The 10444-nt window shown below is 44.1% G+C and carries 11 protein-coding genes; 2 read left to right on the top strand and 9 right to left on the bottom strand.

Annotation, left to right across the window (positions count from 1 at the left end):
• Window positions 1–263 precede the first annotated feature (263 nt).
• Window positions 264–497, top strand: coding sequence for a Nif11-like leader peptide family natural product precursor (locus tag DSM107010_RS07280; RefSeq protein WP_015156636.1), 234 nt, complete (start codon window positions 264–266; stop codon window positions 495–497).
• 45 nt (window positions 498–542) lie between these two features.
• Here the strand turns inward: DSM107010_RS07280 and DSM107010_RS07275 are convergent, their stop codons facing one another.
• Entirely contained in the window at window positions 543–2180 is a 1638-nt protein-coding gene (locus tag DSM107010_RS07275; protein WP_015156635.1) for a CTP synthase, read from the bottom strand.
• Between the two features lie 265 nt (window positions 2181–2445).
• Here DSM107010_RS07275 and DSM107010_RS07270 point away from each other — a divergent pair, with 265 nt between their 5' ends.
• Window positions 2446–4293, top strand: a complete 1848-nt coding sequence (locus tag DSM107010_RS07270; protein WP_199755431.1) for an N-acetylmuramoyl-L-alanine amidase — start codon at window positions 2446–2448, stop codon at window positions 4291–4293.
• 63 nt (window positions 4294–4356) lie between these two features.
• On the opposite strand, the gene DSM107010_RS07265 is transcribed toward DSM107010_RS07270, so the two are convergent.
• The 8 genes from DSM107010_RS07265 to DSM107010_RS07230 all read right to left on the bottom strand — a co-directional run bounded on the left by DSM107010_RS07265 (window position 4357) and on the right by DSM107010_RS07230 (window position 10424).
• Complete coding sequence (locus DSM107010_RS07265) at window positions 4357–5175, bottom strand: glucosamine-6-phosphate deaminase (RefSeq protein WP_106166533.1); 819 nt, start codon at window positions 5173–5175, stop codon at window positions 4357–4359.
• A gap of 52 nt (window positions 5176–5227) precedes the next feature.
• Entirely contained in the window at window positions 5228–5602 is a 375-nt protein-coding gene (locus DSM107010_RS07260; protein WP_106166532.1) for a hypothetical protein, read from the bottom strand.
• Window positions 5603–5797: 195 nt separating this feature from the next.
• Complete coding sequence (locus tag DSM107010_RS07255) at window positions 5798–6685, bottom strand: hypothetical protein (RefSeq protein ID WP_106166531.1); 888 nt, start codon at window positions 6683–6685, stop codon at window positions 5798–5800.
• 83 nt (window positions 6686–6768) lie between these two features.
• Window positions 6769–7284 carry a hypothetical protein gene (locus DSM107010_RS07250; RefSeq protein ID WP_015156630.1) on the bottom strand — a complete coding sequence of 172 codons (516 nt, stop codon included), beginning with the start codon at window positions 7282–7284 and terminating at the stop codon, window positions 6769–6771.
• A gap of 70 nt (window positions 7285–7354) precedes the next feature.
• Window positions 7355–7999 (bottom strand): class I SAM-dependent methyltransferase, encoded by a 645-nt coding sequence (locus DSM107010_RS07245; RefSeq protein ID WP_015156629.1) that lies wholly within the window; start codon window positions 7997–7999, stop codon window positions 7355–7357.
• Between the two features lie 82 nt (window positions 8000–8081).
• Window positions 8082–8384 (bottom strand): urease subunit gamma, encoded by a 303-nt coding sequence (gene ureA, locus DSM107010_RS07240; RefSeq protein WP_015156628.1) that lies wholly within the window; start codon window positions 8382–8384, stop codon window positions 8082–8084.
• A 12-nt stretch (window positions 8385–8396) separates the two neighbouring features.
• Window positions 8397–9263, bottom strand: a complete 867-nt coding sequence (locus DSM107010_RS07235) for an urease accessory protein UreD (RefSeq protein WP_106166530.1) — start codon at window positions 9261–9263, stop codon at window positions 8397–8399.
• Between the two features lie 3 nt (window positions 9264–9266).
• Window positions 9267–10424, bottom strand: a complete 1158-nt coding sequence (locus tag DSM107010_RS07230; protein ID WP_106166536.1) for a metal ABC transporter substrate-binding protein — start codon at window positions 10422–10424, stop codon at window positions 9267–9269.
• Between the last annotated feature and the right edge of the window lie 20 nt (window positions 10425–10444).

The raw sequence follows: 10444 nt of genomic DNA, 5'->3' as shown, positions 1-10444 counted from the left end.
CAACTACCAACTACCCGTTACCAACTACCCATTACTAATTTCTGTTTACATTGTTACCAAAAACTTTAATTTATATCAAGATTTGATGAATTTTTTTCAGAAAAGGGTCTATGCTCACAGATACAGGAGCAGCTAGACAAAATCTTTGCGAAATTAGGTGCGATCTCATTTGATCGCAGTTTGGGTGGGGAGTGGAGTTAACTTTGTCAAACTTCGCTAATGAGTCACTAGATTTAATTCCTCTTTAACAGCAGGAGATTTATATGACCCAAGAACATGCTGCCCGCTTTTTTAAAGCCGTACTGCAAGACGACGCATTGCAAGCTAGACTTAAGGCTACAACTGAACCAGAAGCTTTCATTCAGATTGCATCTGAACGAGGATACAAATTCACAGTTGCTGAATTGGATGCTCAAATTAGCAAGTTAACTCCTGAAGAGATGGCTGCGGTAATCAACCCAGGAATTTCCCCACGACGGCGTTTAATGCCTAGATAATGTCCACTTGGAGAGACGTTACATATAACGTCTCTACTAACCGCTCTATGATACTTCTACTGGAGTTGGCGCAATCGCCTCTGGTTGCGATCGTCGAGCGATCGCCTCAATAAACCCCTTAAATAAAGGATGGGGCGTACTAGGGCGAGATTGAAACTCTGGGTGAAATTGGCAGGCAATGAAAAATGGATGGCTGGGTAGTTCGATAATTTCTACCAAGCGTCCATCGGGGGAAGTGCCACTAATGACGTATCCCGACTCCAAAAATAGGTTGCGGTAGGCGTTGTTAAATTCGTAGCGATGGCGATGGCGTTCGTAAATTAGGGGCTTTTGATACAGTGCGTGCGCTAGGGTATTGGGTGTGAGACTGCAAGGATATAACCCTAGCCGCATGGTTCCACCTAAATCGACGACATCTTGCTGTTCTGGCAAAAGATTTATTACGGGATATTGACAATTAGGGGCAAACTCTGCGCTGTGGGCATCTTCCAAACGTGCAACATGACGCGCCCATTCAATTACAGAACATTGCATTCCCAAACACAAACCGAGGAACGGAATTTGATGTTCGCGGGCGTATTCTACAGCGGCAATTTTGCCATCTACACCGCGCACGCCGAAGCCTCCAGGGACGACGATACCATGAACGCCCTGCAGTAAAGCGTCTGCCCCTTCTATTTCTAAATCTTCCGAGTTGATCCAACGCAGGTGTAATTCGCCATTTGTCGCGATCGCTGCATGGCGCAAAGCTTCTACTACCGATAGATAAGCATCGTTTAAACGCACGTACTTACCAACAATGGCAACTTCAACTTGGTGAGTGGGGTTGGCTTGTCGTTGTACTATAGTTTGCCATTGCGAGAGATCGGGCTGGCGTTGTCCGAGTTGCAGCAATTCTATGGTTTGCTGTGCCAGCCCTTCTGTTTCTAAAGTTAAGGGGACTTCATAGATACTGCTGGCATCTTGACAGCTAATGACGCATTCAACAGATACGTCACAAAATTCAGCCATTTTTGCTTTTAGACCGTCGGGTAGGGGGCGATCGCTGCGACAGACTAAAATATCTGGTTGAATCCCGATCGACCGCAACTCTTTAACAGAATGTTGTGTCGGTTTGGTTTTCATTTCCCCAGCCGAAGGAATCCAGGGAACGAGGGTAACGTGCATGTACAAGACGTTTTGTCGCCCTACATCCTTACGAAACTGGCGAATTGCTTCGAGAAATGGTAGCGATTCGATGTCTCCCACCGTACCGCCAATTTCGGTAATGACGACATCGGGATTCGTATTTTTGGCAACGCGCTGAATCCTTTCTTTAATTTCATTCGTAATGTGGGGAATGACTTGTACTGTTCCCCCCATGTAATCACCACGCCGTTCTTTATTAATTACTGCCTGATAAATTGAACCAGTCGTGACGCTATTGAGGCGCGACATGGAAGTATCAGTAAAGCGTTCGTAGTGTCCTAAGTCTAGATCTGTTTCCGCGCCATCTTCGGTGACAAAAACTTCCCCATGTTGAAAGGGACTCATCGTACCTGGATCGACATTAATATAGGGGTCGAGTTTGAGAATAGAAACTGAATAATCTCGCGATTTGAGCAGCCGTCCCAAGCTTGCCGCTACAATACCCTTACCAATGCTGGAGACTACGCCACCAGTCACAAACACAAATTTAGTCATAGTAGTTTTTCTTAATCTTGGGCAACTTCCAGCCATTCACCCCGATAATTGTGACATATTCTTGAGGGGGAAGGGAGAAGTTAAAAGTCAAAAGTTGAAAGTCAAAATCCCCGACTCCCCACTCCTGTACAGGCGGATTTATTAAGCATACTTATTAGATAACAGGTATTCTAGGTAAACCCGCCCCTACGATACCCTATTCTCCTATTTTGGCGTGAAAAAACTTTTCGGATTATTCTTTCTCGGAACTATCTTTGTCCTGCTTATGGTACGTCCAGTTGGGGCAGAACAGCAACTATCAGTAGTGTATCCCCCTGCTAACCATCAAACAGTAGCCGATCGCATCTTTTTGGTAGGAACAGCGCCGCCAACGGGTAAAGTTTTGGTTAACGGTAAACCGATAGAACGCAGTCGCGCCGGACATTTTGCCCCTAGTTTTCCCTTGCGAGTCGGGGAGAATACTTTTATATTGCAATATCAAGATCGACAGGTGCAACTAAAGGTACAGCGACAAGATACAACCCCCGTACCACCTGTAGGATTGGCATTTGGTAAAGATTCCTTGACTCCTAATGTCGATATTGCCAGAATGCCAGGGGAACTGGTTTGTTTTAGCGCGATCGCACCTCCTCAATCTACAGTTTCCGTTCAATTAGGCAAAGATAACATTCGCCTTTTCCCTCAAATACAACAAGTCCAACTGCCTGCTAACTCTGCACTTTTAACCGGACGAAATCAGCCAACTCGACAATTAACATCTGGGCAATATCAAGGTTGTACCACTCTACCAGAATTAGGGAATTTCGTAGATGGCAATAATACTATTACTAGCGGTTTCACTCCTAGTTCTGGAATTCAACCACAGTTTCAACTAATATTAAACGGTCAAACCGTGACTCAACCAAGTCCAGGTAAAGTTACAGTTCTCTCACCTGCAAATTTAGAAGTCGTCGAAGTCACGGCAAATGAGGGAGTAGCGCGAACTGGTGCGAGTACCGACTACTCTCGCCTCACACCTTTACCCAAGGGTACGCGGGCAGCAGTTACAGGGAAAGAAGGAGAATGGCTGCGCTTAGATTATGGCGGTTGGATTAATAGTAAGGAAACCAGAACTATACCAGGAGCAATCCCACCGCGATCGCTCATTCGGAGTGTCAGCGCCCGTCGCGTACCTGGGGCAACAGAAATCGTATTTCCGCTACAAGTCCCCGTACCCGTAAGCATACAGCAGGGCGATCGCACCTTAACACTAACTCTATATAATACCACCGCTCAAACAGATACAATCCGCCTCGACGACGATCCCACAATCTCTCGCCTCGATTGGCAGCAAGTCACACCCAATCGCTTGGAATATATTTTTAACCTCAAATCCCAACAGCAATGGGGTTATAAATTGCGCTACGAAGGAACGAGTTTGGTGTTGACACTGCGTCATTCTCCTAAAATTCAAAATTCAAAATTCAAAATTCAAAATTCAAAATTCCAAGTTTCCGACTCCCGACTCCCCTGTACGGGCGCACAGCAGTGCGCCCCTACCGACTCTCCTCTTTCTGGAATCAAAATTCTCCTCGATCCCGGACATGGAGGGAAGGAAACTGGGGCATTAGGACCAACGGGTTATCCTGAAAAAGATATCAATTTATTAATCTCTAAATTAGTTCGGGAACAGCTAGAAAAACGAGGCGCGGAAGTTTACCTGACGCGGGAGGAAGACGTAGATTTATCGTTACCAGATCGAGTAGACATAATCGATAAAATTGAACCCGCGATCGCAATTTCTCTACATTACAATGCTCTACCAGATGCAGGTGATGCCATGAAAACGCAAGGATTAGCTGCCTTTTGGTATCATCCCCAAGCACACGATCTCGCCAGTTTTTTACATAGTTATTTAGTCCAAAAACTGAACCGCCCAGACTACGGACTGTACTGGAACAATCTCGCTTTAACTCGTCCCGCTTCAGCCCCAACAATCTTATTAGAGTTAGGCTTCATGATTAACCCCCACGAATTTGAATGGATCGTCAACCCGCAAGCACAACAACAACTAGCCAGCGCGATCGCCCAAGGAATAACACAATGGTTTAGTAATATTGAGATAAACTCTTAGCCTTCTTCTTTGCGCCTCTGCGTCTTGGCGCGACAAAAAAACTAAAACTTAAGTTTTTAACTTTTAACTTTTAACTTTTGACTTTCCCAAAAGGCTTGCTGAATCCGCATCTAAAAACAATGTTGCCTGAGCTTGACTTCTAAGTATAGTAGCAGGACAACTCGTAGCGATCGCACCTTCTAAAGACTGCTGTACTGCTTGAGCTTTATGTTTCCCAAGAGCAAAACAAAATATCTTGTGTGCTAAACAAATTGCTGGAATTGTTAATGTAAAAGCGTATTGCGGTACGGCTGCAATATTATTAAAATAACCTTGGTTAACTTGTTGCTGACGAGTAGATAATTCTAACTTTACAAGTTTTATATAGTCAGGATCTTGAAAATCTGCTACTGATGGTTCGTTAAAAGCTAAGTGTCCGTTGCCTCCCATTCCCAAACAACATAGATCGATAGGCTGAGACAATAATAACTTAGTATAGCGATCGCATTCTGCTAGCGGTTGTACGGTATCGCCATCAATATAGTGAAATGCTGCTGGATGAACTTTCTCTTCGACTCTTTCGCACAAGTAACGCCGAAAACTCGCCGGATGGTTAGCATCAATTCCTAAGTATTCATCCAGATGGAAAAAGACAATTCGTGACCAGTCTATCTCACCTAAATTTACCAATTTTGAGAGAAATTCAATTTGAGAATTGCCAGTTGCTAATATTACCCTAGCAGTCTCTTGCTGCGTCAGTAAGTTTTGTAAATAGCGTTGCGTAATTTTAGCTGCGTCTGTGGTAAGTTCATCAGCGCGATCGTACAAACGTACTGTCAGCGCATCTACTGGCAAAATTTTAGCGAGTGTGTCGGTTTGGAAGTTGTGAGGAAGATCGGACATTTAAACAGCCTGACAAGCGTACCGCCACTTTATAACAATCCTCAACAATTTTTCAAGCTCGTTCGCTACCGTACGAATTAACTAATAGCTCGAACTTAATTTGTTTATGCCGAAATAGTGCTGCTTGACAAATTGCTAGAGGCGCAGTTTCACCGTAACCCCAAACACCATTTGGGATAAAGCTAGCAACAAAAGGTAATCCTGGTAAGGAATGTTCCTCAACTCGAAATAACTCAAAGTGAGGTGCATCTGAATTTTCTAAATCCCAAGCCACTAATTCTAATGCAGCTCTGATGTCTGTAGAATAGGGACGCACGAAAAGGTTGAATTTTTCTGCTATTAAACTATCTAGATCTGCTAAAGAGTCAACCTTAATTGTTTCTAAATCTTCAGGTTGTAATTCCGTTAGTTCAAATGTTTCTTCCATATTATTTACTACTAGCTTTAGTTTGGTATAATTTGATATAGCAAATACAAGCAAGGCTTATTGATAGGAGAATGTAGAGGATAGATTGCTAAAAAGCAATCCCCCTACAGAGTGATTTTGCTAGCAATATTCTGTGGAAAAAGCTGAGAATGTAGAGACGCTATGCGTACGCCTCTACAAACACCTGTACAGGACTTATATTTCTGCTACTGCTCTTTCAATTAACCGTCGTGCTAATGTTTGGGTTCCTGTATGTTCGTAATAATTGGTCGAGACATCGAGAAAAGCAGCAAGGTAGTCTAATTTATCGTCAGCAACTTCCATAAAACCTTGTAGATTGCTCACGACTTTCTGCGGTGTCAACCCACGAGAAACAACTAAATCGTTCATCCAACCCGTGACAGAGTTGAAACTTTCACCGATAAAGTTCAACTTACTGGCGGAATTATTTCCTGGAATGTCGCTATTAATATTTTGGAAAGTAGAGCTTTGCTCTAATTCTTGGGGACTCGTTTTATCTAAAGTTGCTAAAGCCTTTTGGATAAAATCAGAACCAAAAGGAATCAATCCATCGACGCAAACTAAGGCTACCATGCGCATCAAGGATTCACCACTGTAATCTGCCAGGGAAGTAACGAAATCACCAATACTATCGCCAGGAATACCATTAATTTGACAAAAAGCTAGCAACTCGACGACTAATTTTAAAGTTAGGTCGATAGTTTGAGCTTTATCAGCTTTAGGAGTGACTTTATTTAAGAAACCCAAAAGCGGAATTTTTTCCCCTACCTTATTCGCAAAAGCTGCTGCACCCAAGGCTTTATCGGTTCTATCTACAGTTTGATATAACCACATCGCCCTCTGATATCCTTGAGAGCGATCGTTGTAGAGATAGATAGCCCGTTCGCCAACTTGTTGAATGATACTTTCGTCAGTTTCGCCTGTAACGGTACGAATTGTATTTTCAAAACCAACTAAATTATTCCACTGCCCGGGAATCACAAAATCGAGCGATCGCAGCATGGAAACGGTTAGATTATTAGTGGGAAGTTCGTCCACTAATTGAATAATTGACTTGCTCACAATATTCTCCTTATACGCTAATAGTTAATAGTCAATGGTTAAGAGAAAAGTACAATTAACAATTAACAATTAACTATCGACATTTATTGCAATTTTGAGAGTCCATTGAGGTTGAATTTCTTTAACCACGCTTCGCGATCGCTAGCTGTAAAGGATGGATCGCGAGATAAAACTTTAACTTGATAGCGATCGCCGACTAATACTGCTGTTTGTGTCGTACCAACTTCTACGGCGGGATAACCGTTAATTTGTTTTGTACTCGTCTTAAATTTTGCTGCGGCAGTGGGCAAGCTTGTAGTATCAGAAATAGACAGCATTGCCAGATCTTTACCACCTCTTTTCAATTTTGCCTCAGCAAAACCTTTTTTCTCTTGGGTATAAACTCGTTGAAATTCACCGCTCGCAGCTGGGAAAAATCGATTGAACTCGCTGCCTTGAGTCGCTTCTTTGACTACTGCTTGACCGCTTTTTTGCCGATTGCTGACCTGTTGTGCTTGGTCAAACCGCCCTGGAGTTTCTGTAGCCGTACATGCTGTAGTAAATAGTAACAATGACAGCATTAACGCCACTAAAATTTTACGCCCTTGACGAAAAAACATAACGCCTCCTGCTCGATGCTTTACACTTATCATTTATTCTGGCGATCGCTTGCTTTAGTTTCGGAAGATTTTAGATGCGTTGGGCAATGACAGCGTAAAACGGATCTTTCACACCGACACCCAACCACTGAATGAAATTATTAGTGCCGGACTGATGGGTAATAACTTCGGGTTCGGAGAATCCTGGTATGGCTTGAAAATACTGTTTGACTAATTCTACCCGGCTCGACTCCGTTCCATCGCGCCAAGCTTGAATTGCTTTTTGGTAAAACATGCGGTTGGAAAAGCTGATGATAACAATTCCGCCCGGTTTCAGAATCCGATGAATCTCGTTAAACACTGCTTCTGGATACTGCAAGTATTGTATCGAAACAGTATTCAATACTGCGTCGAAATCTTGGTCTGGTAGCGGAAATTTAGGATTCTGATTCAAATTTTGCACGAAATAATGATGCAATCGAGGATTACGGGCTAGTTCCTCTTCATTCATCCCGTGTCCCTCTACATGAGCAAACTCCATTTCCTCTGGAAGGTGGGACACCCAGCTACTCATCATGTCGAAAATTCGGGTGTGGGGTTTGAGGCGTTCTCGATATAACTGAGTCAGTTGTTGAATAAAATTATCGTCTACATGGGTGACAAATCGCGGAAAAGAATAGAACTGCTGGTCGTTGGTATCGTCTAACTTGATCCGGTCGTGAGGGCGCAAAATCATAATTCGAGCGTTTAAATACCTCTACTCTTCTCAGTTTAGAAAAAATTACGAAGTGTAAAGCTATTCTTCCACCCATTTCTAACTAACGAATCGGGTTGTGGACGGTAACTAATTTCGTTCCATCAGGGAATGTTGCCTCTATCTGGACTTCATGCAACATCTCCGGTACTCCTTCCATGACTTCATCTCGCATCAGGAGAGTTGCGCCAAAACTCATCAACTCGGCGACAGTACGTCCTTCTCGCGCCCCTTCTAGAATAGCGGCAGAAATATACGCCACTGCCTCTGGATAGTTTAGTTTTAGTCCTCTAGTTTTACGGCGTTCTGCTACCAAAGCAGCGGTGAAGATGAGTAGTTTATCCTTTTCCTGCGGCGTAAGTTGCATTGAGTGTCCTTTTTATTGTTGCCAAACTCTAGGTAAACAGCTAGACCTGTCTAATAATGATAAGCGTAGTAACTGCCACACAGATGTAAACCAGTTTCGCACCTCAATTGAACTAGAGCCACGGTAGCGACATAATAATCCATGTGGAAGGCGAGTGACTCCATAATTAGTAATTGGTATGGTTGTAGAGACGTTACATGTAACGTCTCTACACTTTGTTACTAACTCCGGTGAGACTTCGCATCCGATCCAGGTAAGGCTGGCGACAATAGAATGTCCGGCTAAACCGTGGGGACTGTTGAGAATTGCTTCTTCTCCTGGCAACCATTGTCGGTCGATCCATAAAGGTTGTCCTTGTTGCCAGACTTCGGTATACGATCGCCATTCTCCTTGTAAAAATCTTTCGCCTCTAGCGCTGCGTCCAAATCTGGTAATTTCCCAACCCAACCAGCTAGCACCTGGGGCTAGTTCTACGCGCAAGTCTTGACGATAATTTGCGCCGTTAAAGACAATTGTTTCTTGGGGCAACCACTCCAAACAAGCACCTTCATCAATCTGAATCTCGACTATTTGTCTAGCTTGTAAGCCGTTGCTGCGATAAATTTTACTCGCTGCTGTTGTCGTGACTAAAGCTTGCGATCGCGGTTGGAGTTGCAGGTTAATGGAAAGGCAATCGCCCCCCACAATTCCCCCAGCCGTGTGCAAGATAGCAGTATGGCATATGTCTCCTTCTGGGTAAAACGGACGCTGCACTTTTAACGGTGCTTGAACGCGATCGCTTATTGGTTGTGTCTTACCGTTGCGCAGAGCATACACGATATCTAAATTGCCATGCCAGGTAGAAGGAATATTTTTGGCGATCGCAGTATCTTGATACATAGATTACCTACCCTCCTCAAATGGCTGATATTTTCCTCCCAGTGCTTCTACAATCGTTTGCGTATTTGCTACCATCATTTTGATATACGAATCTCCATTACTACCAGCAGCGCCGATCGAGTCAGAGTAGAGTTGGCGCGGTGCTAATTTGACTCCCGCTTCCTGAGCAACAGTAGTAATTAAAGCAGGGTTAATTGTGGTCTCGGCAAAGATAGCGGGAACTCCAGCTTTTTTCACAGCTTCGACTAATTTTTGGATAGTTTGGGCGCTGGGTTGTTCTTCCGTACTGATCCCAATTAGAGTCCCGGCGATCGCCATTCCATAGGCGCGACCGAAGTATTGAAATGCATCGTGCGTCGTAACTAATTTTCGTCGTTCTATGGGGATGGTTTGAATTTGCCGAGTCATCCAAGTATCTAATTCCTGCAACTGGGCGATCAGTTGTGCGGCATTTTGGGTAAACTTCTCTTTATCTTCCGGTGACAATTCAATCAAAGCGTCGCGAATTCGGTTCACCATTTGAATTGAATTTTCCACATCGCCCCAAACATGAGGATCGGGGACAATTTCCCCTTTGCCTTTATCTAGCTGTAAAGGTTTCACAACTTCCCCTACAGCCAATTTACGCCCTTTCAATCCTGCTGCATTCATCAGCTTAATTAGTCCTGGCTCCAAATTGTAGCCGTTATACAAAATCAAGTCCGCATCTTCCAATGCCTGACTATCGGCTGGGACTGGTTCGTAAACGTGGGGATCGTCCCCTGGCTTCAAAATTCCCCGCAGTTGAATTTCTTCTCCTCCTAGCCGTTCTGCCAAATCGTTAATGATGGTGCTAGTCGCCACGACTTGCGGCTTTTCTGTCCCCGGAGAGGTGCGGCTTGCATCTGGTTGGCTACAACTAGATAGAAGGGCAAGAGGCAACAAACAAAGGAGAAGTCGTAAGTCGTAAGTCGTAAGTCGGAAGTAATTTTTCTCCCTTGTCCCCCTTGTCTCCCTTGTCTCCCTTGTCTTCCTTGTCTCCCTTGTCCCCCTTGTCTCCCTTGTCTCCCTTGTCTCCCTTGTCCCCCTTGTCTCCCTTGTCTCCCTTGTCCCTCTCAGCCCTCTTCCCCCGACTCCCGATTCCCGACTCCCGACTCCCTTATCATTACGCCCGCTTATCATCAACATTATTTCCTTTTATA

This window comes from Chroococcidiopsis cubana SAG 39.79, assembly GCF_003991895.1.
GTDB lineage: Bacteria > Cyanobacteriota > Cyanobacteriia > Cyanobacteriales > Chroococcidiopsidaceae > Chroococcidiopsis > Chroococcidiopsis thermalis.
Note: the sequence above shows the minus strand (reverse complement) of the source record. Positions and strands in the feature narration are given on the sequence as shown.

What these genes read in the sequence shown, in the direction of transcription:
- DSM107010_RS07260 (WP_106166532.1), bottom strand. Translation starts at nt 5,602, where the DNA reads ATGGAAGAAACATTTGAACTAACGGAATTACAACCTGAAGATTTAGAA.
- DSM107010_RS07235 (WP_106166530.1), bottom strand. Translation starts at nt 9,263, where the DNA reads ATGTATCAAGATACTGCGATCGCCAAAAATATTCCTTCTACCTGGCAT.
- DSM107010_RS07275 (WP_015156635.1), bottom strand. Translation starts at nt 2,180, where the DNA reads ATGACTAAATTTGTGTTTGTGACTGGTGGCGTAGTCTCCAGCATTGGT.
- DSM107010_RS07280 (WP_015156636.1), top strand. Translation starts at nt 264, where the DNA reads ATGACCCAAGAACATGCTGCCCGCTTTTTTAAAGCCGTACTGCAAGAC.
- DSM107010_RS07230 (WP_106166536.1), bottom strand. Translation starts at nt 10,424, where the DNA reads ATGATAAGCGGGCGTAATGATAAGGGAGTCGGGAGTCGGGAATCGGGA.
- DSM107010_RS07250 (WP_015156630.1), bottom strand. Translation starts at nt 7,284, where the DNA reads ATGTTTTTTCGTCAAGGGCGTAAAATTTTAGTGGCGTTAATGCTGTCA.
- DSM107010_RS07245 (WP_015156629.1), bottom strand. Translation starts at nt 7,999, where the DNA reads ATGATTTTGCGCCCTCACGACCGGATCAAGTTAGACGATACCAACGAC.
- DSM107010_RS07265 (WP_106166533.1), bottom strand. Translation starts at nt 5,175, where the DNA reads ATGTCCGATCTTCCTCACAACTTCCAAACCGACACACTCGCTAAAATT.
- ureA (WP_015156628.1), bottom strand. Translation starts at nt 8,384, where the DNA reads ATGCAACTTACGCCGCAGGAAAAGGATAAACTACTCATCTTCACCGCT.
- DSM107010_RS07270 (WP_199755431.1), top strand. Translation starts at nt 2,446, where the DNA reads ATGGTACGTCCAGTTGGGGCAGAACAGCAACTATCAGTAGTGTATCCC.